The sequence below is a fragment of the Erwinia sp. PME.40.26/001 genome (assembly GCF_055556675.1).
Map to the genome: position 1 here is coordinate 14,292 of NZ_JBVHNP010000010.1, position 26,676 is coordinate 40,967.

Annotated in this window: 23 protein-coding genes; 5 read left to right on the forward strand and 18 right to left on the reverse strand. The window is 58.0% G+C overall.

Annotated elements, in window-relative coordinates:
- Window positions 1–61: 61 nt before the first annotated feature.
- From cysM to ACZ3HG_RS19975, 9 genes are all read right to left on the reverse strand, one after another.
- The gene (gene cysM, locus ACZ3HG_RS19935) at window positions 62–940 is read right to left on the reverse strand and encodes a cysteine synthase CysM (protein WP_191934770.1); all 879 of its coding nucleotides are present in this window, start codon (window positions 938–940) and stop codon (window positions 62–64) included.
- 78 nt (window positions 941–1,018) lie between these two features.
- A complete protein-coding gene (gene cysA, locus ACZ3HG_RS19940; protein WP_191934769.1) occupies window positions 1,019–2,107 on the reverse strand; it encodes a sulfate/thiosulfate ABC transporter ATP-binding protein CysA in 1,089 nt (362 codons plus the stop codon).
- On the reverse strand, window positions 2,097–2,972 hold the full coding sequence (gene cysW / locus ACZ3HG_RS19945) for a sulfate/thiosulfate ABC transporter permease CysW (RefSeq protein WP_062744886.1): 876 nt from the start codon (window positions 2,970–2,972) through the stop codon (window positions 2,097–2,099). Before cysW ends, cysA begins: the two co-directional genes overlap by 11 nt.
- Window positions 2,972–3,805, reverse strand: coding sequence for a sulfate/thiosulfate ABC transporter permease CysT (cysT, locus tag ACZ3HG_RS19950; protein WP_465334054.1), 834 nt, complete (start codon window positions 3,803–3,805; stop codon window positions 2,972–2,974). The genes cysW and cysT overlap by 1 nt, the downstream gene beginning before the upstream one ends.
- Window positions 3,806–3,807: 2 nt before the next feature.
- Window positions 3,808–4,821, reverse strand: coding sequence for a sulfate ABC transporter substrate-binding protein (locus ACZ3HG_RS19955; RefSeq protein WP_191934767.1), 1,014 nt, complete (start codon window positions 4,819–4,821; stop codon window positions 3,808–3,810).
- Window positions 4,822–5,114: 293 nt separating this feature from the next.
- Complete coding sequence (locus ACZ3HG_RS19960) at window positions 5,115–6,011, reverse strand: Dyp-type peroxidase (RefSeq protein WP_191936822.1); 897 nt, start codon at window positions 6,009–6,011, stop codon at window positions 5,115–5,117.
- 117 nt (window positions 6,012–6,128) lie between these two features.
- Complete coding sequence (locus ACZ3HG_RS19965; RefSeq protein ID WP_465334057.1) at window positions 6,129–6,752, reverse strand: RpoE-regulated lipoprotein; 624 nt, start codon at window positions 6,750–6,752, stop codon at window positions 6,129–6,131.
- 69 nt (window positions 6,753–6,821) lie between these two features.
- Window positions 6,822–7,277 (reverse strand): DUF2919 domain-containing protein, encoded by a 456-nt coding sequence (locus tag ACZ3HG_RS19970; protein ID WP_342214481.1) that lies wholly within the window; start codon window positions 7,275–7,277, stop codon window positions 6,822–6,824.
- Entirely contained in the window at window positions 7,278–7,703 is a 426-nt protein-coding gene (locus ACZ3HG_RS19975) for a GNAT family acetyltransferase (RefSeq protein ID WP_062744949.1), read from the reverse strand.
- Between the two features lie 208 nt (window positions 7,704–7,911).
- Between ACZ3HG_RS19975 and amiA the strand changes: the two genes are divergently transcribed.
- Together amiA and hemF are read left to right on the forward strand one after the other, a co-directional pair.
- Entirely contained in the window at window positions 7,912–8,790 is an 879-nt protein-coding gene (gene amiA / locus ACZ3HG_RS19980) for an N-acetylmuramoyl-L-alanine amidase AmiA (protein WP_465334060.1), read from the forward strand.
- A 105-nt stretch (window positions 8,791–8,895) separates the two neighbouring features.
- Window positions 8,896–9,804: an oxygen-dependent coproporphyrinogen oxidase gene (gene hemF / locus ACZ3HG_RS19985; RefSeq protein WP_191934763.1), complete on the forward strand. Its 909-nt coding sequence runs from the start codon at window positions 8,896–8,898 to the stop codon at window positions 9,802–9,804.
- A gap of 35 nt (window positions 9,805–9,839) precedes the next feature.
- Here the strand turns inward: hemF and maeB are convergent, their stop codons facing one another.
- The 7 genes from maeB to ACZ3HG_RS20020 form a co-directional block, all read right to left on the reverse strand.
- Window positions 9,840–12,119: an NADP-dependent oxaloacetate-decarboxylating malate dehydrogenase gene (gene maeB, locus ACZ3HG_RS19990; protein WP_191934762.1), complete on the reverse strand. Its 2,280-nt coding sequence runs from the start codon at window positions 12,117–12,119 to the stop codon at window positions 9,840–9,842.
- Window positions 12,120–12,377: 258 nt separating this feature from the next.
- On the reverse strand, window positions 12,378–13,340 hold the full coding sequence (locus ACZ3HG_RS19995; protein WP_465334062.1) for a sugar-binding transcriptional regulator: 963 nt from the start codon (window positions 13,338–13,340) through the stop codon (window positions 12,378–12,380).
- A gap of 118 nt (window positions 13,341–13,458) precedes the next feature.
- Window positions 13,459–14,103: a dihydroxyacetone kinase subunit DhaL gene (gene dhaL / locus ACZ3HG_RS20000; protein WP_465334064.1), complete on the reverse strand. Its 645-nt coding sequence runs from the start codon at window positions 14,101–14,103 to the stop codon at window positions 13,459–13,461.
- A 4-nt stretch (window positions 14,104–14,107) separates the two neighbouring features.
- On the reverse strand, window positions 14,108–15,109 hold the full coding sequence (locus tag ACZ3HG_RS20005) for a dihydroxyacetone kinase subunit DhaK (RefSeq protein ID WP_465334066.1): 1,002 nt from the start codon (window positions 15,107–15,109) through the stop codon (window positions 14,108–14,110).
- A 33-nt stretch (window positions 15,110–15,142) separates the two neighbouring features.
- Window positions 15,143–15,889 carry an SDR family oxidoreductase gene (locus tag ACZ3HG_RS20010; RefSeq protein WP_465334068.1) on the reverse strand — a complete coding sequence of 249 codons (747 nt, stop codon included), beginning with the start codon at window positions 15,887–15,889 and terminating at the stop codon, window positions 15,143–15,145.
- Window positions 15,886–17,154, reverse strand: coding sequence for an MFS transporter (locus tag ACZ3HG_RS20015; RefSeq protein WP_465334070.1), 1,269 nt, complete (start codon window positions 17,152–17,154; stop codon window positions 15,886–15,888). Before ACZ3HG_RS20015 ends, ACZ3HG_RS20010 begins: the two co-directional genes overlap by 4 nt.
- A gap of 72 nt (window positions 17,155–17,226) precedes the next feature.
- Entirely contained in the window at window positions 17,227–18,339 is a 1,113-nt protein-coding gene (locus ACZ3HG_RS20020; RefSeq protein ID WP_062744857.1) for an MDR/zinc-dependent alcohol dehydrogenase-like family protein, read from the reverse strand.
- A gap of 315 nt (window positions 18,340–18,654) precedes the next feature.
- Between ACZ3HG_RS20020 and rpiB the strand changes: the two genes are divergently transcribed.
- From rpiB to tkt, 3 genes are all read left to right on the forward strand, one after another.
- On the forward strand, window positions 18,655–19,116 hold the full coding sequence (rpiB, locus tag ACZ3HG_RS20025; protein ID WP_465334073.1) for a ribose 5-phosphate isomerase B: 462 nt from the start codon (window positions 18,655–18,657) through the stop codon (window positions 19,114–19,116).
- 276 nt (window positions 19,117–19,392) lie between these two features.
- A complete protein-coding gene (gene tal, locus ACZ3HG_RS20030; RefSeq protein ID WP_062744852.1) occupies window positions 19,393–20,343 on the forward strand; it encodes a transaldolase in 951 nt (316 codons plus the stop codon).
- 69 nt (window positions 20,344–20,412) lie between these two features.
- Window positions 20,413–22,413, forward strand: a complete 2,001-nt coding sequence (gene tkt / locus ACZ3HG_RS20035) for a transketolase (RefSeq protein ID WP_465334075.1) — start codon at window positions 20,413–20,415, stop codon at window positions 22,411–22,413.
- Window positions 22,414–22,458: 45 nt separating this feature from the next.
- Here tkt and ACZ3HG_RS20040 read toward each other — a convergent pair whose 3' ends face one another.
- Window positions 22,459–25,521 (reverse strand): efflux RND transporter permease subunit, encoded by a 3,063-nt coding sequence (locus ACZ3HG_RS20040; RefSeq protein WP_465334077.1) that lies wholly within the window; start codon window positions 25,519–25,521, stop codon window positions 22,459–22,461.
- A complete protein-coding gene (locus ACZ3HG_RS20045; protein ID WP_191934756.1) occupies window positions 25,518–26,660 on the reverse strand; it encodes an efflux RND transporter periplasmic adaptor subunit in 1,143 nt (380 codons plus the stop codon). The genes ACZ3HG_RS20040 and ACZ3HG_RS20045 overlap by 4 nt, the downstream gene beginning before the upstream one ends.
- Window positions 26,661–26,676: the final 16 nt, after the last annotated feature.

The following is a 26,676-nucleotide window of genomic DNA, read 5'->3' on the forward strand; positions in this document are numbered from 1 at the left end:
CAGGACGGATTTGAGACAAGCAGCGGCAGAGAATTCCGCCGCTGAAAGAGTAAAGAAGGGATCAGTAGACGCCAGTGGAGAGATAACGATCGCCACGATCGCAGACGATAGCCACAATGATGCTGCCGGGATGCGCTTCTGCAATGCGCAGCGCACCCGCTACGGCTCCGCCGGAGCTGACGCCACAGAAGATCCCTTCACGCCGGGCGAGCAGCCGCATGGTCTGCTCCGCGTCCTGCTGGGCCATATCCATCACCTGGTCCACCAGCTCCGGGCGAAAAATACCCGGCAGATAAGCGGCCGGCCAGCGGCGAATGCCGGGAATACTGCTGCCCTCTGACGGCTGCAGGCCGACAATCTTTATCGTCTGATTCTGCTCTTTCAGGTAGTGTCCGACGCCGGTAATGGTCCCCGTGGTGCCCATGCTGGAAACGAAATGGGTCAGACGCCCTGCCGTCTGCTGCCAGATCTCCGGTCCGGTGGTCAGATAATGCCCCAGCGGATTATCCGGATTATTAAACTGGTCCAGCACTTTTCCCTCACCGCGTGCCGCCATCTCCTGTGCCAGATCCCGCGCCCCTTCCATTCCCTGCTCGCGGCTCACCAGGATCAGCTCGGCCCCATAGGCGCGCATGGCTGCCTGGCGCTCAATGCTCATGTTGTCCGGCATCAGCAGTTTTAAGACGTAGCCCTTCATGGCGGCGATCATCGCCAGCGCGATGCCGGTGTTGCCACTGGTCGCTTCGATCAACACGTCGCCGGGGTGAATTTCCCCGCGCAGCTCTGCCTGCTGGATCATCGACAGCGCCGCGCGATCTTTCACCGAGCCGGCCGGGTTATTGCCTTCCAGCTTCAGCCAGATCTCGCTGCCATTGGCGGGCGTCAGACGCTGGAGCCTGATCAGCGGCGTATTGCCGATGGTATTTTCGAGTGTGGTCAAGGTACGGTTCCCGGCATGAAATGGCAAAGGGCCGGAAAACCCGACCCCTTGCTGGCAAAATACTGTCAGAGAAAAATATCAGGCGCTTTGTGCAAAGGCAACAGGCCGTAACGGCGTCGTCCCGTTATAGAGGCGGGCATGTTGCAGCCCCAGGAACAGACGTTCGCCCCGAACGGGTGCCAGCTGGTCTCCGTCCATCACGACCGTCACCGGCTCTCCGCTCCAGTCGGCGGGCACCACCACCAGCTGCCAGTAGTGGCCGCGCGGGCTGACTTCCAGCACCTGGGCAGGCAGCGGCGTTTCTAGGCTGCTCTGACGGCTAACGTCGATTTCCCACGGACGCAGGAACAATTCTACCGCGCCCTGATGCGCCGGGGCATAGCCCAGCGGCCAGTGATGGGCACCAACGTGGAACTGGGAGCCATGCACTTCCCCATCAAAGCGGTTCACCTCGCCCAGAAACTCCAGTACAAAACGGGTGGCCGGATCGCGCCAGACATCATCCGGGGTGCCGACCTGTTCAATATTCCCCTGGCTCATCACCACGACGCGATCAGCCACTTCCATCGCCTCTTCCTGATCGTGGGTGACAAACACGCTGGTAAATTTCAGCTCTTCGTGCAGCTGACGCAGCCAGCGGCGCAGCTCTTTTCGCACCTGAGCATCCAGCGCACCAAAAGGTTCATCCAGCAGCAGGATCTGCGGTTCTACCGCCAGCGCACGCGCCAGGGCAACACGCTGCTTCTGTCCACCGGAAAGTTGTGCCGGAAAACGGCCCGCCAGATGGCCCAGCTGCACCATTTCCAGCAGGCGCGTCACTTTCTGTTTAATCTCGGCGGAAGACGGGCGTTCGCGGCGCGGTAGCACCGTCAGCCCAAAGGCAATATTGTCGAAAACGGTCATATGGCGGAACAGCGCATAGTGCTGAAAGACAAAGCCCACCTGACGGTCACGGGCGTGAACCCGGCTCACGTCTTTACCGTGGAAACTCAGCCGTCCGCTGTTCTGGTTTTCCAGTCCGGCGATAATACGCAGCAGTGTGGTTTTCCCGGAGCCGGATGGCCCCAGCAGCGCGACCATTTGCCCGGAAGGGATATCCAGTGAAATATCGTTCAGGACTTTGGTCCTGCCGAAGGATTTATTAATGTTACTGATTTCAATGCTCATGGTTCCCCTCCTGTTGCAGACGCTTGCTCTGGCTTTCTAACCGCCACTGCACTGCACTCTTTAAAAACAACGTGACTATCGCCATCAGGGTCAGCAGCGCGGCGGCGGTAAAGGCCCCGACGGTGTTGTAATCCTGATGCAGCAATTCAACCTGCAACGGCAGCGTATAAGTTTCACCGCGAATCGACCCTGAAACCACCGATACGGCACCAAACTCCCCGATGGCGCGGGCATTAGTCAGCACGATGCCATAGAGCAGCGCCCAGCGAATATTCGGTAAGGTCACGCGCCAGAACATTTTCCAGCCCGATGCGCCCAGCAGAACGGCGGCTTCATCCTCGTGGCTGCCCTGGCTTAACATCACCGGCACCAGCTCACGCACCACGAACGGGCAGGTGACAAAAATAGTCACCATCGCCATCCCAGGCCATGAGAACATCAGCTGGATATTGTGGGCATCCAGCCAGCCACCTGCAGAACCGTTGACGCCCCAGAACAGCAGGTACATCAGCCCGGCGACCACCGGCGACACGGCGAAAGGAATATCAAACAACGTCAGCAGCAGCTGGCGTCCGGGGAAGGTAAAGCGCGTGACCAGCCAGGCCAGCAGCGTACCAAACACCAGGTTAACCGGCACCGTAATCAGCGCAATCAGCACGGTCAGCCAGATGGAGTGCAGCATATCTGAATCGCCCAGGTTGGCGAAGGTGGCCATCAGCCCCTCAGAAAGGGCGGCGGTAAAAATGGCCACCAGGGGGATCACCAGCAGCAGCAGGGAGATCAGCATACCGAGGCCAATTAGCAGCCATTTTCCCCACTGAACTCGGGCGCGCCCGCTGCCCCGCAAATCGGTAACATCAGCCATTAGTGACCTCCAATACGACGGCCAAAGCGGCTTTGTAAGGTGTTTATCGCAAACAGAAGCAGTAGAGACGCAGCCAGGATCACCGAGGCAATGGCGCTGGCCGCCGGATAGTCAAACTCCTGCAGGCGCACGAAGATCATCAGCGAGGTCACTTCTGTCTTCCAGGCAATGTTGCCTGCAATGAAAATCACTGCGCCAAACTCGCCCAGACTGCGGGTAAACGACAGCGCCGTTCCGGCCAGCAGCGCCGGGCCGACTTCCGGCAGGATCACGCGGCGGAAGCTCTGCCACGGCGATGCGCCCAGGGTTTCTGCCGCCTCTTCATATTCCGGCCCCAGCTCTTCCAGTACCGGCTGAACGGTGCGTACCACAAACGGGATGCTGGTAAAGGCCATCGCCACCGCAATACCGAGCCAGGTATAGGAGACTTTGATGCCAAACTGGGCCAGCCATTCGCCGTACCAGCCGTTCACCGAGAACAGACCCGCCAGCGTCAGGCCAGCTACCGCCGTCGGCAGTGCAAACGGCAGGTCCATCAGGCCGTCCAGCAGCGTACGCCCCGGGAAACGGTAACGCGTCAGGATCCACGCCATCAGCATCCCGAACACGGCATTAAAGATCGAAGCCACACCTGCCGCCAGCAGCGTTACCTCATAGGCGGCCATAACCTGCGGGTTGGTGACCACCTCCCAGTACTGCGCCAGGGTCATCTGCGACAGCTGCATCAGCAGCGCGCTGATCGGCAGCAGCAGGATCAGACAGGTGAAGAAAAGGCTGCTGCCCAGGCTGATACCAAACCCGGGCAGGACACGTTTACTGCTTGCTGAAAACATCACTACCGCCCCGCCGCTAACAACTTATCCAGTTCGCCACCGCTGACAAAATGGGTTTTCATCACCTGGTCCCAGCTGCCAAACTCATCGTCAACGCGGAACAGCTCCGTCTGGGGGAAACGATCTTTCTGCTGCGCCATCATCTTCGGGTTATTCACCCGATAGTAAAACTGGGTGATGATTTGCTGCGCAGCCGGGGTATAGAGATAATTCAGATAGGCTTTGGCGGCTTCTTCTGTGTGGTTACTGGCGACATTTTTATCGACCCAGGCCACCGGAAACTCGGCCAGAATATTGGTTTTTGGCACGATCACTTCATAGCCGTCTTTGGCGTACTGCTGACGGATGGTGTTCACCTCAGACTCAAAGCTGATCAGCACATCGCCCAGGCCACGCTCAACAAACGTCGTGGTCGCCCCGCGTCCACCGGTATCAAAGACTTCAACATTTTTCAGAAACTGCGTCATCTGCTGTTCCGTTTTCGCCTTATCTTTACCGTCGGCGCGGTCGAAGGCTCCCCAGGCGGCCAGATAGGTATAGCGGGCATTGCCTGAGGTTTTGGGATTCGGGAAGATCAGTTTGACATCGTCACGCACCAGATCGCTCCAGTCATGGATGTTCTTCGGATTACCCTTACGCACCAGGAACGCCATGGTGGAGTAGAACGGTGAACTGGCATTCGGCAGACGCTGCTGCCAGTCAGCCGGGATCAGCCTTCCTTTATCATGCAGCACCTGGACATCGGTCACCTGGTTATAGGTCACGACGTCGGCTTTCAGCCCCTGCAGAATAGCCAGCGCCTGTTTCGACGACCCGGCATGAGACTGTTTGATGGTCAGCGTGTCGCCGGGATGCTGCTGCGCCCACTGCTGTTCAAACGGTGCATTCAGGGCGGTAAACAGCTCGCGTGAGACGTCATACGAGCTGTTTAACAGCTCGGTGGCCTGCGCGCCGGAACTCAGCAGTAACGCCAGCGCGGAGGCTGATACGAATTTTTTTACCGTTGGTAACGTCATTATGCACCCTGAGAGAATTACCGGCTCACCGGCCTGAAGTCTGTTCAGTTTATTTATAACCAGGGTAAAAGCTGTAACGGTTTTATATACCGTTTGGTGCTTTGCAAGCAGAAAACGCTATAAGGGTGTGGAATTGAATATGCAGCGGGCGGGAATAAAACGTCATCGTCAGAAAAAGGTCTGCATCACGGCTGGCGTTTCCCCTTCACACGGGGCGGACAGAAAAAAGGCCTGCCCCTTGCAGGAGTTCTCCGTGGCGGTCGGCCTTTCGTTTTGGCCGACCCGGTAATGAATTACAGTGCGGCAAGCTGCGCCAGTGATGGTGCATAAAAATAACTGCCGCTGACCGGTTTAGTAAACCGCAGCATGGCATCAAACTTACCGTCGGTTTCGCCAAACATGCTCAACAGCTGCTGTTCAATATTATGCAGCGTGGCGCAGTAGGCGAGGAAAAACAGGCCATGGGTGCCGCTGGCCGTGCCGTACGGCAGGCTCTGACGCAGAATTTTCAGCCCTCTGCCGTCCTCTTTCAGATCGACACGTGCCACATGGGACGTCGCCGGACGCGCATCGCCTTCCAGTTCTTCATTGCTCTCTTTGGTGCGGCCAATTATCTGCTCCTGTTTCACCACCGGAAGGCGGTTAAACATGACCAGATTATGCTGCCAGCGCTGGCTGAAGACGTAGCTTCCGCCGGCATTATCGCCGCTGGCGATAATCGCGACTGTCTGGCGCTGCGCGCCCTGCGGGTTTTCAGTACCGTCGACAAAACCGCTGAGGTCGCGCTCTTCCGTCCAGCGAAAGCCGTGGGTTTCTTCCACAATGCGGATGGCATCGCCAAACGCGGCCAGGGCCGCCTGCGCCAGGCTGAAGTTGACATCATGGCGCAGCGACTGAATATGGATAAGCAGGTCACGCTGGGTGGCCGGTGCCATCCCTTTACCCAGCGGCTGAAAGTCTTTCAGTTCAGCACAGCGGTGGCCCGGGCAGAGGTCATTCCACAGGGCCTGACCAAAGGCTAAAACGGCCCCCAGTCCGGCATCAGGATAGCGCTGTTGCAGCTGTTCCAGCTGCTGAAGAAAACGGTGGCTGCCATCGCGTAGGGCGGCAAGATCGCTCCCGGCCATGGCTTCAAGGTAGATAGCAAAACGGCGGTGTTCTAATAAAATACCGCTCTGGAAAGGGGACATGCTGCATTCTCCTGGTGTTCAGGTCAGTTCCGATCGATTTTTCAGAACAGGATACCTCAACCCACTGCCAGGAGAGTGTTTAAACGCATGTTTTATGCGGACTTTAAATGCGGCGCACTAACGCCGCCAAATCATCTTGCTTAACGTCCAGGTTTTCAGCGTGTCATCAGAGGGCATCAGTCCCTGCGGCCCGTGCCAGTCGCCGCTGAACACAAAGCTGATGTGCTGGCTGCCCGGCGCTTTACACTCCACGTTAGCACGGTCTGCGCCGTGGCCTTTCTCACAGGCACCAAAGGCTTTACTGTAGAGCTCACTGAATTTCGTGCCGAGCTTGACGCCGTTTTCGGTGGTGACATCGCTGTCCGTGACGTCAATGCGGTTAACGGTGGTGTCCCCTACCAGCTCCACTTTTTGCTGCTTCTCACTGTCCACCCCCTGCCAGAACCGCTCAATCGTTCCGTCAGTGGTGCGCATCCCCTGCCGCAGATGATAATTATTACCCAGGGCATCGTTCAGTACGTCGTGCTGCATCAGGGTACTGCCGTTGACCTCACCCAGGCCGCGCTCAGAGAGGGACAGCGAAGAGCCAAACCAGTGCGTCGGTGACAGGCTGGACCACGACCAGGAGACCGGGTTCCACCAGGTGGAAGATGAGTCGCTGCGCGGCGCGTCAGAAGATGAACCGGCACAGCCAGCCAGCATTAAGGTGGCGATCAACAGCGCCGGGCGAATAGTTTTCATGACAACTCCAGTGTATGAACAGGGTCCTTGCTTACCTGCTTGGAGTGCCGGCAGGCAAAAAAGTTTTATTTAATGATTTTTAGCCGGATCGAAGCAGTCAGTCAGACGGCGGTAAAAAAGCAGTGCTACCAGCGCCAGGCCATCAGCAAGGGTCACCAGCAGCAGCAACTCTGTCGTCGGGTCCTCCTCCTGCCACTGCATCACCAGCTGCGCCAGCAGGGTAACCACCAGCGTCAGCACCATCACCCAGCGCCATGCCTGCCACAGGCGCGGCAGGCGCTGCCGGTAGCCGGTCAGCAGCAGCCCGACAGCCGCCGGGACACCAAAAGCCAGCCCCAGCCAGAACGTGTGGTTATCAGGATAAAACAGCGCCAGCAGGTCTGCCCCCTGCTGTCGCGATGCACCGGCCATCACAAACAGTACCCAGGTACGGGCCTGCAGCAGCAGGATGGCCCAAAAACTCAGCGGCAGACGCAGCTGGCCTTTCGCATCATAATCATCAGGGGAATAGGACAACGTCGTCACTCAGTACTCGCGGTCTTCAATCAGGCGCTTGCCTAACAGCTGGCTGTCCTGCGTTTCATACTCCAGCTTTTCGTAGAACCCGATGACGGCATCGTTCTCTTCCCGCACCATCACGTTGATCTTCGGACAGCCCCGGGCAATCAGTTTTTTCTCCAGGCGATTAATCAGTGCATTAGCAAAGCCACGCCCCTGATAATCAGGATGCACGCCCAGGTAGTAGGCCGACCCGCGATGCCCGTCGTATCCGCCCATCAGCGTCCCGACGATTTCCCCGCCCACCACCGCGACCATGAAAAGGTCCGGATCGTGGTTCAGCTTGCGCTCGATATCCATCTCGGGATCGTTCCATGGCCGTAACAAATCGCAACGCTCCCAAAGCGTCATTACTTCTTCAAAATCATCTTGCCGGAATGCGCGGATTTCCATGGAGTTTGCCCTGTGGTTAAGCATAATTTGCTGATTATCACGCATTCTTCTGCGGGTGCAAGTCCGTTCGCCCGCCAGGCAGAAAAAAAACGCAGGAAGAGGGATTATTGTCCTGAAATACATGGAAAAAGCCTGCAATAGTTCCCTCCTCGCCGCCGACCCATTGTTACGATATAACAATAAGCACTTTTTGCCCCCAGGATCTGCCATGAAGAAATTAACCCACCTGACGCCGCTGACCACCCGCCGCCAGCTACTGCTTTCCGGTCTGGCGCTTGCGCTGCTGGCCAATGGCCCGGCCCGCGCGGCAGAGGAGGACGCGACCCTGCGCATACGCCCGCGCCCGCATAAGCAATCCAGCCCCCCGCCACCGCGTCCCGCCAGCGGTAAACGTATTGTGATGATTGATCCGGGACACGGCGGCATTGATTCCGGCGCGGTGGGTCATGAGGGGTCAGAAGAGAAGCATGTGGTTCTGGAGATTGCTCAGCACATCCGTCACCTGCTCAGCGAGCACCCCCGTATCGAGGTTCGCCTGACGCGGGAAAGCGACCACTTTATTCCGCTGGGTGAACGCGTGGAAATTGCCCATCAGCACGGGGCCGATCTGTTTATGTCGGTTCATGCCGACGGCTTTACCAGCCCGACCGCCAACGGTGCCTCCGTCTTTGCCCTGTCCAATCGTGGTGCCAGCAGTACCATGGCCCGCTATCTTTCGCAGCGGGAAAATGCGGCCGATGAGGTGGGCGGCGTCCGGGCGGCGGCTAAAGATCACTATCTGCAACAGGTGCTGTTTGACCTGGTGCAGACCGATACCATTAAAAATAGTCTGATCCTCGGCAAACACGTGCTGGGACAGATTCGCCCGGTTCATCATCTGCACAGCCAGCATACTGAACAGGCCGCATTCGCGGTGCTGAAATCCCCCTCGATCCCATCGGTGCTGGTGGAAACCTCCTTCATTACCAACCCCGCCGAAGAGAAACTGCTCGGCACCACGGCTTTCCGTCAGAAGATTGCCGGGGCGATTGCCGACGGTATCGTCAGCTTTTTTGACGAGTACGATGCCACCCGGCGTATGGGCTGAATGAAAAGGATAAAACCGGGAGACGCCAGGCCGCGGATACGCTGGCTGCCACTCGAATTCTTTTGGGTATATAATCCCCGCGTCTTTTAGTCACAGGATTTTTTTATGAACGCACCGGATATCGCCCAGGTAAAACAGTTTTTGCTCAACCTTCAGGATGACATCTGTCGCAAGCTGGCGCAGGCCGACGGCGAAGCCCAGTTTGCCGAAGACAGCTGGGAGCGGCCGGGCGGCGGCGGCGGACGCAGCCGCGTGCTGCGCCAGGGCCGGGTGTTCGAGCAGGCGGGCGTCAATTTCTCCCACGTCCACGGCGACGCCATGCCCGCCTCTGCCACCGCGCACCGTCCCGAGCTGGCCGGTCGCAGCTTTGAGGCGCTGGGCGTGTCGCTGGTGATCCACCCGGAGAACCCGTACATTCCTACCAGCCACGCCAACGTGCGTTTCTTTATTGCTGAAAAACCGGGTGCTGATCCGGTGTGGTGGTTCGGCGGTGGCTTTGATATGACGCCCTACTACGGCTTTGAAGAAGATGCCATCCACTGGCATCAGACCGCCGCCGATCTCTGTCAGCCGTTTGGCCAGGATGTCTATCCGCGCTATAAAAAATGGTGCGATGACTATTTCCACCTGAAACATCGCAACGAGCAGCGTGGCATTGGCGGGCTGTTCTTTGACGACCTGAATACGCCTGACTTTGACCAGAGCTTCCGCTTTATGCAGGCGGTAGGAAACGGCTTTACCGACGCTTATCTGCCCATTGTTGAGCGCCGTAAAACCCTCACCTGGGGCGAACGTGAGCGCGACTTCCAGCTTTACCGCCGGGGCCGCTACGTCGAGTTTAATCTGGTATGGGATCGCGGCACGCTGTTCGGCCTGCAAACCGGTGGACGTACCGAGTCGATTCTGATGTCGATGCCGCCGCTGGTGCGCTGGGAATATGACTATCACCCGGAAGAAGGCAGCCCGGAAGCCGCACTTTATCGCGACTTCCTGCCAGTTAAAGCGTGGATATAAACAAGAACGCCGGGCAGATTGCCCGGCGTTTTGGCTTACAGCGGCGCGGTCTGGGCCTCCACAACCGCCAGCGCGACCATATTGACGATGCGTCTGACCGATGAGATGGGGGTCAGCACGTGCACCGGCTTCGCCATCCCCATCAGTACCGGCCCGACCGTCACCCCGTCAGAGCAGGAGACGCGCAGCAGGTTGTAGCTGATGCGCGCGGCTTCCACGTTCGGCATAATCAGGATATTCGCCGACCCTTTTAGCGGGCTGTCCGGCATTAAATCCTGGCGAATGCTCTCAACCAGCGCAGCATCACCGTGCATCTCTCCGTCGATTTCCAGGTCAGGCGCGCGTGCTTTGACCAGCGCCAGCGTGTCGCGCATTTTTCGCGCGGCCGGGGCATCAGACGCCCCAAAGCTGGAGTGGGAAAGTAGTGCGACCTTTGGTTCGATGCCAAAGCGGCGCACCGTTTCGGCGGCCATCAGCGTGAGTTCGGCCAGCTGTTCCGGCGTCGGATCTTCGTTAACGTACGTATCGGCAATAAAGGTATTGCCGCTCGGCAGCTCCAGCGCATTCATCGCGCCAGCCACTTTGACATCCGGGCGGAAGCCAAACAGCTTTTCAACAATGTCGTAATGCTGGCGGTAATCCCCAACGGTACCGCAGATCAGCGCATCCGCTTCCCCCCGGTGAACCATAATCGCCCCGATCAGGGTCGGATTGCCGATCACATCACGCTGCGCCTGCTGGGGGGATACGCCGCGTCGTTTCATGATCTGGTAATACTCGTTCCAGTATTCTTTAAAACGGGGATCGGACTCGTTATTCACCACGTCGAAATCTTTACCGGCCTCAATTTTCAGCCCCAGCTTCTGCAGGCGCATCTCAATAACGCTCGGACGGCCGATCAGGATCGGTTTTGCCAGCCCCAGCGTCACCAGTTCCTGGGTGGCGTGCAGAACGCGCGCCTCTTCCCCTTCGGCCAGCACCACGCGCTTCGGATCTTTCCGCGCCTGCGAGAACACCGGCTTCATGAACAGATTGGTTTTGTAGACAAACTCCATCAGCTTTTCACGGTAGGCATCAAAGTCGGCGATCGGCCGTCGCGCCACACCGGAGTCCATCGCCGCCTTCGCCACCGCGGGCGCAATCTGCACGATCAGACGCGGATCAAACGGTTTAGGGATCAGGTAGTCCGGGCCAAACGACAGCTCCTGATCGTCATAGGCCGAGGCCACCACATCGCTCTGCTCTGCCAGCGCCAGCTCGGCGATGGCATGCACCGCCGCCAGCTTCATCTCTTCATTGATGGCGGTAGCACCGACGTCCAGCGCCCCCCGGAAGATAAACGGGAAGCACAGCACATTGTTCACCTGGTTAGGGAAGTCAGAACGGCCGGTGCAGATGATGGCGTCCGGGCGGACTTCTTTCGCCAGCGGCGGCAGGATTTCCGGCTCCGGGTTGGCCAGCGCGAGGATCAGCGGGTCGCGCGCCATGCTTTTCACCATCTCCTGCGTCATCACCTTCGGCCCGGAGCAGCCCAGGAAAATATCCGCTCCGTCAATCACCTCCAGCAGTGTGCGCCTGCCGCTGTCAGCCACTGCATAGGCCGCTTTGGTCTCTGCCATCGGGGTTTCACGCCCCTGGTAAATCACCCCTTTTGAGTCACAGACCACGATATTGTGCTTCTGCATACCCAGCGCCACCAGCAGATTGAGGCAGGCGATTGCCGATGCCCCGGCCCCTGAGACCACCAGCCGCACGTCGGAAATACTTTTTTTCACCACCCGCAGGCCGTTCATCACGGCGGCGGTACAGATGATGGCCGTACCGTGCTGGTCGTCGTGGAACACCGGGATATTCATGCGCTCGCGCAGCTTCTTCTCAATATAAAAACACTCGGGGGCTTTGATATCCTCCAGGTTGATGCCGCCGAAGGTCGGCTCCAGCGCAGCGACCACCTCGATCAGTTTGTCAGGATCCAGTTCATCCACTTCGATATCGAACACGTCGATACCGGCAAATTTTTTAAACAGCACCCCTTTCCCTTCCATCACCGGCTTACTGGCCAGCGCGCCGATGTTCCCCAGCCCCAGCACCGCCGTCCCGTTGGAAATGACGGCCACCAGGTTGGCGCGGGCAGTATATTTATCGGCAGCAGAGGGATCAGCAGCAATCTCCAGGCACGGGGCGGCTACGCCGGGAGAATAGGCCAGTGCCAGGTCGCGCTGGGTGGCAAGGGGCTTAGTAGGGGAAACCTGAATTTTTCCGGGAACCGGGAATTGATGAAAATCGAGCGCACTCTGTTTTAACTGTTCGTCCATTAGCAGGATCCTTTTTTATGTAGGGGTACAACTGCTCAGTATAGGAGGGCAGGACGGGTGAAAAACTTGAGGGAGTGCATAGTTTGGGGAAGAAAACGGGATGAGTTCAACGATACGGGGCGACGGGAAAAGGGCCTTCATTACGGCTGGCGGACATCACCAGGACGGGGCGACGGGAAAAAAGGGTCGCCCCCTAAGGAATATCCGAACGCTGGAATGCAGTGGCTGGCCTTCGTTCAGGGTCATTCCGGCGCACCTTTATTTGGTCATACTCAATAGCGTGCGGATGTTCTGCGCCGTGGTGGCAATCATATCAATGGCCCCGGTGCGCAACGCGCCCAGCAGCGCCATCGCTTTGGTGTTCTCTGAGGCAATGGCTATCACGCAAGGTATTTTGCGTAGCTCGTCGATGCTCAGACCAATTACCCGGTCGTTCATCACCGTATCCACATGCTGTCCCTGGGCATTAAAGAAGTCATAACCCGCCACATCACCAATCACCCCCTGATTCAGGCTGGCATCGATAATTTCGTGGGGGGTGAACCAGCCGAGCTTAACCATGTAGCTGTTTTCATTCATATCGCCGATGCCCACCAGTGCCACGTCAGCCTTGCGTGCGCGGTCGAGCGTCTCTTTGATGGTACCGTTTTGCATAAAGGCTTCTTTCAGCGCCCGGTTCTCAACGTAAGCCGGGGCATAAAGCGTTTCGCTGATGCCGCCGAACTTCTTCGCCAGGCGACGGCTGATATGGTCGGCATTGATGGCATCCCCGGGACGATGGGTTCCGCCAATCCCGCTGATAAAGTGGCAATTACGCGTGGGTACACTGCCGGGATGGTCAGCGACAGCGGCAACGTTACGCCCCTGCCCCACGGCCACTACCGCATTATCCTTCAGCGTCTGTGACAAATACATCGCGACCAGCGCAGCCACCTGCCGCCGCTGTTCATCATCGTCATGATGGTCAAGGGCAATCAGCGCACGCTGCAGGGGAAAGCGCTCCAGCAGCTGCTGCTCCAGTCGGGTGCTGAACACCGGGTGATAACGGACGTTAATTTCAACGATGCCCTCTTCTTTGGCCCGCTTTAACAAGCGCCCCACTTTGATACGGGAGATACCAAATTTACGCGCAATCTCTTCCTGGGTGATTTCGTCCTGATAGTATGCGACGGCAATTTCCGTCAGCAGCTCAGTGTCCTGAGATAGCGTGTTTTTTTCCATCCGGGCAGTCGTCTCTTCTCATCGGTTTCAGTGACGGGCGCGATGGATACCATCGCGCCTCAGGCAACAATTTACATCATTTACTGCCGCTCAATCTCAGGTTTTTCTGGGCAATTATTTAGGCAGTGTGCGTTTTTAACGCCCGTTCTGCAGAAATGGCCATCTGCGTCAGCAACAAACAGCAGGAAACGGCTCCGGCATCAAGCACGCCGCGCGACCGTTCTCCCAACCGGCTGGCCCGTCCAATTTTCGCCACCATATCCCGGGTCGAGTCCCGTCCCTGAACCGCCGCCTGACGAATAGCAGACAGCATAAGAGGGTAGCCGTCTGCCGCCGTGTGTTCAGCCGCTTCTACCGACGGGATCAGGGTGTCCATCAGGCATTTATCGCCCACGCCCGCCTCGCTGATGTCCTGCAATTCGTGTAACCCGGCACGAAGCATCGCGGCAAAATCCTCTGCGCTAAGTGTCTTTTTATCACGAATGCTGTCCGCCATCCCCATGAACAGACTGCCGTACAGGGGCCCCATTGAGCCGCCAATCCCCTCCATCAGCGCGTCTGAAAGGGTGTCGAATGCCTGCGCCAGCGTCAACCGATCGTCCAATTTCTCACTGCATAAGGAAAAGCCTTTTGCCATGTTGATACCGTGATCGCCATCCCCGATAGCACCATCAATTTCACTCAGGTAGTCCCGATTCTGTCGGATAATGGTCACCAGGTCATTGACCAGCACACCGCCACATTGTGTTGAAATGTTCGTCATTGTGTTATCCCACCAGCGTTAAGCCTGGCGCCTGCGTTGGCAGGTCAACCAGCATTTTTAACTCATCATCCAGCGTCATCACTGTCAATGTCACGCCCATCATCTCCAGCGAGGTAAAGTAGTTTCCTACCAGCGCCCGATGAACGCGGATTCCTTTTTCAGCCAGAAGTTTTTCGACCTCAGCATAATAGATATACAGCTCCATGACCGGCGTCGCCCCCAGACCTGACACCAGCACGACCACCTCGGTATCGGCCACGGCGTCCTGGGCTTCCAGCACAAAATTGAGCATCGTCGCAGCCATCTCTTTAGCACTTTGTGTCGGCACAACCTCAATACCCGGTTCGCCATGGTGACCAATACCAATTTCCATCGTGCCGGGCGCAATGTGGAAATTAGGCTTACCCACGGCGGGTATCGTGCAGGAACTCAAGCCTACGCCGATAGATCGGCAGTTATCGATCGCTTTTTGCGCGACGGCTATCACCCCTTCCAGGTCGTAACCCTGCGATGCGGCGGCAGCGCCCACTTTCCACATCAGGATTTCACCCGCCACGCCGCGCCTGCGCTCTTTCTCACTGGCAGGCGCAGAGGCGACATCATCGTTTGCTACCACGGTTTTTACCGCAATACCGGCAGCGGTGGCTTTCTTGATGGCCATCCTGACGTTCATATTGTCTCCGGCGTAGTTGCCATAGAGACAGGCCACGCCCGCGCCGCCATCGGCAGCTTTAAAAGCATCAAGAAATGCACCCGCGGTCGGGGAAGAGAACACTTCACCAATGGCAACAGCATCCAGCATGTTCTCACCCATATAGCCCAGGAAGGCAGGCTCGTGGCCCGAGCCTCCGCCGGTGACCACGCCAACTTTGCCAGCCTGCGGGCATTGAGGGCGTTTTAATACTCTTGGATTCGTCGTTGTCTGGAAAACCGTCGGATGTGCCTTTAAGTACCCCTGGATAGCATCTTCCACGACATAATCGGGATTATTAATAATTCGATTCATTTTAACTCCTTGTTAGCGAGAACCCTCCGGCCCTCAACAGACAGTGAAACCACCATCCACCACAACATTGGCACCGTTCATCATTGCAGCCCCCGGGCTGGCGAGAAACAGCGCGGTTGCCGCAATGTGTTCGGGCTCAGCAAAGCGACGCAGGGGGATCTGCTGTTTGTGCTGTTCCCCGGCCTCTCCTGCCCAGGCTTTGGCTCCCAACTCAGTCAGTACGACCGTCGGCGAGATGGCATTAACATTAATGTTGTGCGGCCCCCACTCCAGGGCCAGCACCTGGGTTAGCCCCACCACCGCCGCTTTACTGGCGCAGTAGGCGACATGCTGTGGCAGCGCCACTACGCTGGCCTGCGACGCCATATTAATAATGTTGCCGCTTCGCTGGCGCAGGAAGTGCTGACCTGCCGCCTGGCATACCAGAAATGTTCCTTTAAGGTTGATCTCCAGCGTACGGTCCCACGCCGCTTCCTCCAGCGACTCTGCCGGGCCGAGCAAAGCGACACCGGCGCAATTCACCACAATATCCAGCGAACCAAAGTGGCTGACAACCGCATCCACAGCCTGATTGACCGCCTGACGGTCCGTGACGTCGACAGCCACGCCAAAAGCCCGCTGGCTATCCATTTCAGCAGCGATCTGTTGCACACGGGCATCGCGATCCAGCAGCGCAACGTATCCGCCGTGGTGTAAGAATGCCTGCGCAATTGCCTGGCCAATCCCCGCTGCACCACCGGTAATCAGAGCGACTTTCCCCTTTAATGACAGATCCATCATGATGCTCCTTTCTGTTTAATTAACTGACCGGAGGCCGGTGAGTGCGCGTCGGCTTTAGGCAGCGTGACAAACTTCATCAGGATTGCCGCCAGCAGGTAGAGACCGGTATAGATCCAGATCACGCCCGTCGCGCCCAGTGAGCCAATAAATAACCCGACGACGGCAGGGCCCACAAACGTGCTCAGTCCGGCCCCCAGATTGAGGATCGACATGGCTGCACCTTTGTTTTCAGGGGCCAGGGTGGGCATCAGCGCTGACAGCGGCACAAATGCCGCCAGGCAGGCACCAAACAGTCCGGCCATCGCCACTGTCGCCCAGTAGTTGGGACCGACCCACTGCGGCATATAGAAGAAGAGTACGGTAGTGATCGCGCAGCCAATACAGCCAAACCACATCACTACGTTACGCCAGCCCAGACCGTCGCTGACGATACCGAACAGCAGATTGAAAATGATGTTCACGCCCCATAGCGCAGCGTACATGTGTAACCAGTCGGTGCGGGTAAAGCCAAAATCCATCATGTAGGTAGGCATAAACACCACAAACCCATAGGCTGCGGAGGTATTAATGGTACGTACAATCCCACCCAGACCGATTTTGGGATTCTCAAACGCGATGGTGATGCCTTTCAGCACGTAAGCCAGCGAGGGTTTTTCACGCTTATCCTCCAGCGAAACCCCACCACGGTTGAGAAACAGCGCAATCATCGCACCCAGCATCACAAAAATAAGTGCGCTCCATAGCGTGTGGATCTCACCGAGATACGGCAGGGCAATACTGGAGTAAAGCACCCCGAGTACGCTCAGACCGCCGCTGTAGACGAACCAGAAGATACCAACCGCAGAACCCAGACGTTCTTTGGGTGCTTCATAGGCAACCCATACCAGAAAACCATAAGCAAACAGCGGATAGCCCAGTCCACGCAGGGCATAAGTAGGGATCATGGTCGCCAGGTGATGACTGGGCAGGCCGAAGGTGAGGAACAGCACAGAACCGATCATAAACATGACCAGCCCGGCCAGCATCACACGCTTTGCCGTGAAAATTTCAGCCAGCACGCCTGAAAACCAGGCGGCAATCGCCGCCGCAAAGCCGTAAACGCTAAACAGCAGCGCTGACTGCTGTACGCTCATGCCATTTTCGATCAGGTAGGGTGAAAGCCACCCCTGCTCCAGCCCCTCACCCATCATAAATATCAACACGCCGGCATAGCCCAGCAGCAGTTTGGGCGACAGGCCAATGCGGTCTATCATTCGTTGCAACATACGACCCTCCAGGGATCACTGTCAGGAAGTGCGCCCGGACTCGCCGGGAAAGCCGCACCCGCAAGAAGACATTCAGAGATTAGGGTTGAGTACCACTTTGATGGAGTCGACACCGCGCTTCATCAGGTCGAACCCTTCCGCGAACCGTTCCAGCGGTAAGGTATGCGTGACGACACCCTGGGTGGGCAGCGAACCATCACGAATGCCTTCAATCACCAATGGGTAGCAGTAAGGGCCTAAATGGGAACCGAGCACATCCAGCTCCTTACGGTCGCTAATAATGCTCCAGTCAATGCTGACGGGATCTTTAAAGACGGAGAACTCGACAAAGGTCCCCAGCTTGCGGATCATCGCCAGGCCCTGTTCAACCGATTTCCCTGCGCCGGTCGCTTCGATATAGATGTCACACCCATAGCCTTCGGTCATCTCTTTGACGATCTTCTCTGCATCTTGCCGCGCCGGGTTAATGACGATATCGGCTCCGAAGCGCTGCGCCAGTGCCAGTCGGTCATCGGAGAGATCCAGCACCACCAGTTTTGCAGCCCCTGACTTTTTGATCGCCCCGATCATGCCCAGCCCCAGCGTCCCTGCGCCTGCCAGTACGACAACATCCCCAAGCTTGATGCTGGCTCGCTGCACTGCGTGAAAAGAGCAAGCATAAGGTTCAATTAAAATGGCGTCTTCAATCGGCAGTTCCGCAGGAACGTGGTAGTTGATCGCTTCTCTGGTGAACTTCATGTACTGCGCCATCCCACCGTTAACATTATTCTGGAAGCCGTACAGGTCATGTTTTTCACACATCCAGTACTGGCCGCGCTGGCAGAAACGGCATCCCCAGCACGGTACAATCTGCTCAGAAATCACTCTGTCACCTAACGCAAACTTCTCCACATCATCCGCCAGGGCGACCACATGCCCGATAAATTCATGTCCCGGGATCATCGGAGCTTTGATGTAGGCCGGTTGTTTATCGTCGCCCCAAAAACTGGGCGCCCCTTCCCAGGCTTTCACATCCCCGGCACAGATACCGCATGCTTCCACCTTGACCAGAATCTCTCCGGGCCCAATCACGGGGACCTCCACTTCCTCAAGCCGGTAATCGCCAGGCGAATAGGCCACCACCGCTTTCATGCGTGAGGGTATGCCCTCTATACGACGATTGTTAACTTCACACTTTTGGCACATAGCGCGTTTCTCCCTGATTGATCATTTATACATTAAAAGAACAATTGAACAGTACGCAGCAGAAACCATTAAGCCAACACCCCTGGGTTAAAATTGTGATCCATCGCATAAAATGACTTTATGACGCTTTTTGAACCTTCATCAACCTCATGTAGCGCAAAATAAACACAAATAATCAGCCGCAATGATGCTAATCATTAAAATCATATGATCATTGGTTGTGCATTTGTAACTCTTCCCTTAATCTAGCGATGGTCAGGCCAGGATCGCAGGCGATCCTGCCCCATCCCCCAACCTGTCTTTTGGAGATCTGCTATGCTTTCGATCGCGATCGGCGCTGATGATGCCGCTATTGACCTTAAAAACACCCTTATCCGCCATCTGCAACAAGCCGGATTTACCACGACGGATTACAGCGCTGAATCAGCACGTGACGTGGGCTGTGCCTACCCCGATATTGCCTGGAACGTGGCGAACGCGATTCGGGAAGGCAAGCATCAGCGCGGGATCCTGATCTGCGGCACCGGGATCGGCATGGCGATTGTGGCGAATAAAGTGCCGGGTATCCGCGCGGCACAGTGCCACGACACCTACTCTGCCGAGCGCGCCCGAAAAAGTAACAATGCACAGGTGATGACGCTGGGCGCGCGTGTTGTTGGGCCAGAGCTGGCGCGCAGCATTGTCAACAGCTGGCTAAACTCTGAATTTGAAGGCGGAGGGTCGTTGGAAAAAGTGGAGAAAATCAGTTATTACGAGCACAAAGTCGGCGAAAAGTAATCCTGATGTGCGGTATTAGCCCCGCCGCACCCCCTGTTTGCCACGAGCTGCTACACTTTACTGTCGTAATATTTTTGCCAGTTGACTGGCCCATTGGGCGAACCCATCGCAACAATCAGAGAAAACGCATTCCCATCTTCGCGGGTCTGATGCAATGTTTCGCCTAAGAATACTCAGCCGTGTCCGGTAGAGTTGTTGCGTATTGCCTGTTAAAACAGCCGCAGCACACGCGTCACGGTCAAATTTGCATCACCGATTGTTATCAAGGAGCTTTAGATGAACCAGTTAGACGCACTGAAACAATTCACCACCGTGGTGGCTGATAGTGGCGATATTGAATCCATCCGTAATTACCACCCGGAAGATGCCACAACCAACCCGTCTCTGATCCTGAAAGCCTCTGGCCTCGACTCTTACAAACATCTGATTACCGACGCTATCGACTACGCCAAAAAACAGGGCGGCAGTAAAGAAACCCAGATTATCAATGCCAGTGATAAAGTGGCGATTAACCTCGGGCTGGAAATCCTGAAAAGCGTACCGGGCCGTGTGTCTACCGAAGTGGATGCGCGCCTCTCCTTCGATCGCGGCATGTGCGTCACTAAAGCAGAAAAGCTGGTGAGAATGTATGAAGAGCACGGCATTGACCGTTCGCGCATTCTGATCAAGCTGGCCTCCACCTGGGAGGGGATCAAAGCGGCTGAGGAACTGGAGAAAAACGGTATCCAGTGTAACCTGACCCTGCTGTTCTCCTTCGCTCAGGCTCGTGCCTGCGCCGAAGCCGGTGTGTTCCTGATCTCCCCGTTCGTGGGCCGTATTTACGACTGGTACAACAGCCGTAAGCCGCTCGACCCGTACGTGGTTGATGAAGATCCTGGCGTGAAATCGGTCCGTAGCATTTACGAATACTACAAACAGCACCGCTACAACACCGTCATCATGGGTGCCAGCTTCCGTAAAACGGAGCAGATCCTGGCGCTGGCAGGCTGCGACCGTCTGACGATTGCCCCTAACCTGCTGGAAGAGCTGCAGGCCAGCAACGCCCCGGTTGAGCGTAAACTGACGCCATCCACTCAGGCCTTCCACCAGCCGGCTCCGCTGTCTGAAGCGGAATTCCGCTGGGAGCACAATCAGGATCCGATGGCGGTAGAAAAACTGGCCGAAGGTATCCGTCAGTTCGCCGTTGACCAGCAGAACCTGGAAGATGTGCTGGCCGCGCGCCTGTAATTCCCCCGCTTTCCAACCCTGTTCCCCGGGCGGATCGTCGATCCGCCCTCACGTATTCTGGAGGAAATAATGTCTTCACGTAAAGAACTGGCAAATGCCATCCGTGCGCTAAGTATGGACGCGGTGCAAAAAGCCAAATCTGGCCACCCCGGTGCTCCGATGGGCATGGCCGATATCGCTGAAGTCCTGTGGCGTGAGTTCCTGCATCACAATCCGAACAACCCGGCCTGGGCCGACCGTGACCGTTTTATCCTGTCTAACGGCCACGCTTCGATGCTGCTCTACAGCCTGCTGCACCTCTCCGGTTACGATCTGCCGATGTCCGAGCTGAAGAACTTCCGCCAGCTGCATTCAAAAACCCCGGGTCACCCGGAGCTGGGCTACACGCCGGGCGTTGAGACCACCACCGGGCCGCTGGGCCAGGGCCTGGCGAACGCCGTCGGTCTGGCCATTGCAGAACGCACGCTGGGCGCGCAGTTTAACCGCCCCGGCCATGAAATTGTCGACCACCACACCTATGTATTTATGGGCGATGGTTGCCTGATGGAAGGTATCTCCCACGAAGTCTGCTCACTGGCGGGAACGCTGGGTCTGGGCAAACTGATTGGCTTCTACGATCACAACGGCATCTCGATTGATGGCGAAGTGGAAGGCTGGTTTACCGATGACACGGCTCAACGTTTTGAATCCTACCACTGGCATGTGATCCGCGACATAGACGGCCACAACCCGGATGCGATTGCCAGCGCTATCAAAGAGGCGCAGAGCGTGACGGATAAGCCGTCCCTGCTGATCTGTAAAACCGTGATTGGCTTCGGCTCACCGAACAAAGCCGGGAAAGAAGAAGCCCACGGCGCAGCGCTGGGTGATGAAGAAGTGGCGCTGACGCGTAAAGCGCTGGGCTGGAATTATCCACCGTTTGAGATCCCGAAAGAGATTTACGCCCAGTGGGATGCGAAAGAAGCCGGTGTCAGAGCGGAAAAAGCCTGGGACGAGAAATTTGCCGCCTATCAGGCCGCACACCCGGAGCTGGCCGCCGAGTATACCCGCCGTATGACCGGTGGTATGCCTGAGAACTGGCAGGCAGAAACGCAGAAATACATTGAGAAGCTGCAGGCTAACCCGCAGAAAATCGCCAGCCGTAAGGCCTCGCAGAACGCCCTGGAAGCTTACGGTCCGCTGCTGAAAGAGTTCCTGGGCGGCTCTGCTGACCTGGCCCCGAGTAACCTGACCATCTGGTCTGGCTCGAAGTCGATCAAAGAGGACGAGGCGGGTAACTATATCCACTACGGCGTGCGCGAATTTGGGATGACGGCGATTGCCAATGGCCTGGCCCATCACGGTGGCTTTATTCCTTATACGGCGACCTTCCTGATGTTTGTGGAATATGCCCGTAACGCCGTACGTATGGCGGCGCTGATGAAAGCCCGTCAGATTATGGTCTATACCCACGACTCCATCGGTCTCGGGGAAGATGGCCCGACGCACCAGCCGGTTGAACAGATTGCCAGCCTGCGCGTCACGCCCAATATGAGCGTCTGGCGTCCGTGCGATCAGGTTGAAACGGCCGTAGCGTGGAAACATGCCGTTGAGCGACATCATGGCCCGACCGCGCTGATCCTCTCGCGTCAGAACCTGGCGCAGCCGGAGCGAACGAAAGAGCAGCTGGCGAATATTTCACGCGGCGGCTACGTACTGAAAGACAGCGACGGTACCCCGGAGGTGATCCTGATTGCCACCGGCTCCGAAGTGGAAATCACCCTGGGTGCGGCCGACAAGCTGACCGCCAGCGGCCACAAGGTTCGGGTCGTCTCCCTGCCATCAACCGATCTGTTTGATGCCCAGGATGCCGCCTACCGCGAATCCGTGCTGCCGTCCGGCGTTCAGGCGCGCGTGGCCGTGGAAGCGGGCATAGCCGACTACTGGTATAAGTATGTTGGCCTGAACGGTGCCATCGTCGGCATGACCGGCTTTGGGGAATCGGCCCCGGCCGAGAAGCTGTTCCCGGAGTTTGGCTTCACCGTGGAAAACATTGTCAGCCACGCCGAGGCGCTGCTGAAGCCGCACTGACGGCCCGTTTTCCTCCGTACACTGAACCGCCGAAAGGCGGTTTTTTTATGGCTTCGCCGCAGCCTCGTCGCGGATCGCCAGACTGAGGCAGGCGGGCAGCACCGTCAGCGTCACCAGCGTCGCCACCAGCAATCCGCCAATAATGGCATAAGCCATAGGCCCCCAGAATACCTGCTCCGCTATCGGGATCATGCCGAGGATAGCCGCGCAGGCGGTCAGCATAATCGGACGGGCGCGATGGTGTGCGGCGGCAGTAATGGCATCCTCTTTGGCCATCCCCCGCTGCAAATTGCTGTCCACCTCGCTGATTAAAATCACCGCATTACGGATGATCATACCGGCGAGTGCAATCATTCCCAGCAGCGCAACAAAGCCCATCGGCGTGCCGGTGGGGAGCATCGCCAGCACGATACCAATCAGGCCGAAGGGGGCCATCAGCAGCGCCAGCAGCATCCGTGAGAAGCGCTGTAACTGAACCATCAGCAGGATCAGCATAAAGAACAGCGTCACCGGCAGCACGGCAAACACCGAACTGTTGCCCTTATCTGACTCGGCCACCGCGCCCCCCTCTTCAATCCGGTACTCCGGCGGCAGGGCGTCCCGCACCCGTGCGACAGATGCTGCCAGCTGCTGTGAGACGGCTTCCGCACGCCGCCCCGGTGCCAGGTCGGTCTGCACGGTGATAAATGGCAGGCGCTGGTGACGCCAGATAACGGGATCCTGAATCCCCCAGTTAAGGGTCGCCACCTGGCTTAACGGCACCTTTACGCCACTGCTGGCGGTGAGTTGCAGTGTGGAGAGCGTTGACAGATCCTGGCGTTCTGCATCATTTGCCCGCAGCACCACGTCCACCAGCCGGTTGCCGTCACGAACTGTTGTCACCACGCTGCCCGACCAGAGGGTATTCAGCGCGCTGGCCACGCTTTCCGAAGAGAGACCGGCTGCGCGGGCGGCGGTCTGGTTAATCTGCAGCGTAACCACGCGCTCCGGCTCCCCGGCGGTGAGGTTTACTTCGCGGGTGGCCGGACTGTCGCCCAGGATACCGGCGAGCTGGCGGGCGATCGCCTGCACCCGATGATAGTCCGGCCCGCTCACGCGGTATTTAAGCGGCCAGCCGACCGGTGGGCCAAGCTCCAGCGGCGACACGCGCGTGGCGATATCGCCAAATCCGGCGGAGAGGATATGTTCCAGCTGCTTGCGCAGCGCTTCCCGGTCCTCAAGGCTCTTCGCTACCACCACCAGCTGGGCCGTATTTTCGTTGTCCAGCAGCACATCCATCGGCAGATAGAAGCGGATCGCGCCGGTGCCAATATAGCTGGAAAAATGGTCAATATGCGGGTTCCCGCGCAGTGCCTGCTCCAGCCGTTCCGTCCGCCGTTCGGTTTCAGCCTGCGAAGCATTACCGGGCAGCGTCAGGCTGACCAGCAGTTCGGGCCGGTCGGACGCCGGGAAAAATTCCCCCTGCATAAACGTAGTCCCCCACCCTGCCAGCACCAGCAGGATCAGTGCCATGGATACCGTTTTCAGCCGGTGGCGCAGCGCCAGTGCCAGCAGCCGGTGATAGCCACGCGCCAGGCGCCCCGGCCCGTGCTGGTGGGCGCTGAGGGTCGCGGGCAGCAGCCAGGTACCGGTCAGTGGGGAAAACAGGATGGCCACCACCCACGAAGAGAGCAGCGCAATCATCACCACGGCGAACAGGGAAAAACAGTACTCCCCGGCGCTGGAGGCAGCAAATCCGACCGGAATAAACCCGGCGATCATCACCAGCGTACCTGTCAGCATCGGGAAGGCCGTGGTTTCAAACGCATGGCTGGCGGCCTTCCAGCGGCTGTCTCCCGCCTCGAGCCTCGACACCATGGTTTCCACGGTGATCATCGCATCGTCCACCAGCAGCCCGAGCGCGATAATCAGCGCGCCCAGTGAAATCCGCTGCAAACCGATCCCGGCCAGCATCATGCCGGTAAAGGTAATGGCCAGCACCAGCGGGATTGCCGTGGCCACCACCAGCCCGGCGCGCATTCCCAGCGAGATAAACGAGACCGCCATTACGATAATCACCGCTTCTGCCAGCACCCGGGTGAAGCCACTGACCGCTTGCTGAACGACCTTGCTCTGGTCGGCGACCCGGGTCATCTCAATCCCGTGCGGCAGTCCGGCCTGAATGGCCGCCATACGCTGGCTGAGCGCCTCGCCAAAATGGATCATATTCCCGGTGGCAGCCATAGAGATCGCCAGCCCAATGGCGGGCTGGCCGTTAACGCGAAATGCGGACGCCGGCGGCTCCGCGGCCTGGCGAGTTACCGTGGCAATATCACTCAGGGGAATATACCGCTGGCCGATATGCAGGACGACGGCCCGCAGGCTCTCTGCTGACCCCAGCGCCCCGGTGACACGCAGGGCGATGTTTTCCCGGTCGCTGCGAATTTCCCCGGCCGGTGCCACGGCATTCTGTGCGGCAATGGCGGCGGTAACCTGCTGGAGATCCAGCCCCAGCCCGGCCATTTTACGCGGCGAAAAGGCAATGACGATCTGCTCTTCCTGCACGCCGGTCAGGATAATTTTCCCCATATCCGGCAGTGACATCAGGCTGCGCCGAATATCCTCTACCCGGTCACGCAGCTCACGTGGGGTGAAGCCCTCGGCGGTAAAACCGTAAATGGTGCCGAACGTATCATCAAACTCGTCGTTCACCTGCGGCGTCTGTACGCCCTGCGGCAGGGAAGGCGCAATATCTTCGACCTTCTTGCGCACCTGATACCAGATACCCGCAACGGCGGCAGGCGGCGTATCGTCGCGCAGATTGATAAAAATGACCGACTGCCCGGCGCGGGTTTCACTCTCGACATAGTCGAGGTAAGGGATCTCCTGCAGCTTTTTTTCCAGCGTATCGGTGACCAGATTGACGGTATCCTTTACATCGGCTCCGGGCCAGGCGGCCGTCACCACGGCGGTCTTGATGGTAAAGGCCGGATCCTCGTTGCGCGGCAGGTTCATATAGCTGAAGGTTCCCGCCGCCATCACCAGCAGCATAAAGAAGACAATCAGCTGCTGGTGCTGTAGCGCCCAGGTGGAAAGGTTAAAACGTGACGCGGTTTTTTTCGGGTTCATTCTCCGTCCTCCAGCAGCGTGACTTTTTCACCGTCGCGCAATTTGCTGACACCGGCCGTCACCACCGCTTCCCCGGGGCGAACCCCTGCGGTGACGGAAATGTCCGTCACCGTGAAGGCCCCCAGCGTGACCGGGCGCAGCCGCACCCGTTGTTGGGCGCGATCGACCACAAATACGGCGGCCTGATCCCCCAGCCGGGTCAACGCCGACGCCGGCAGGCTGATACTGCGCGTGCCCTCACGCCGCCAGTTCACCTGGACGCTGGCCCCCAGCGCCATGCTTTCCGGAGGATGATCCAGCGTTACGCGCACCCGCCAGGTGCGCGTCTGGGGATCGGCCTGCGGGCTGACGTCTCGCAGGTGCGCCTGAACCTGAATGGTGGGGTCGGCCAGCAGCGACACGCGAACCACGGCGGGGTTACTTTGCGTCAGCGCCTGCGGATCGCTGAGGTCAAACACGGCGTCGCGGCCGCCGCCTGCCGCCAGGGTGAACACTGCCTGTCCGGCACTGACCACCTGACCGGGCTGGGCGCTGACCGCAGTAATAATGCCGTCTGACGGTGCGGTCAGTCGGGTCCAGCTCAGGCTGTCCTGCGCATTTTTCAGTGCAGCCTCGCTGCTCTGCCTTTTGGATAAGGCCGCCTGCCAGTCTGACCGGGCCGTATCGAGCTGCATGCGGGCAATGGCACCGGTTTTTGTCAGCGTGGTCATCCGTTGCAGATTCAGCGCCGCTACCCGTTCAGCCGCCTGCGCACTGGCCAGATCAGCCCGCGCGCTGCCAAGCTGGTTCAGCCCCGTGCTGTTATCCTGCACCGCCAGTAACTGCCCTGCTTTCACCCGGTCACCGACATCCACGGCACGCGAAATCAGGCGGCCATCCAGACGAAAAGCCAGCGTTGTTTCATCCGTTGCGCGGATCTCTCCGGTCTGCGACAGCAGGCTGCCGGAAAGCGAGGCCGGGGCAATCACATAGCGAACAGGACGGACGTGCGGCGATGCCGGCTGTCCCTTGTCACCGCAGGCAGCGAGAAGAAAAATCAGCGGAAACGAGAACAGCCACAGACAGTGGACAGAGAGCCGGCCAGGCAGGTTGAGGTGGTGCAGTATGTGGCGGGCGTAGTCAGTAAAGGTATCGGTCATAGGGCTATTCCTGTGC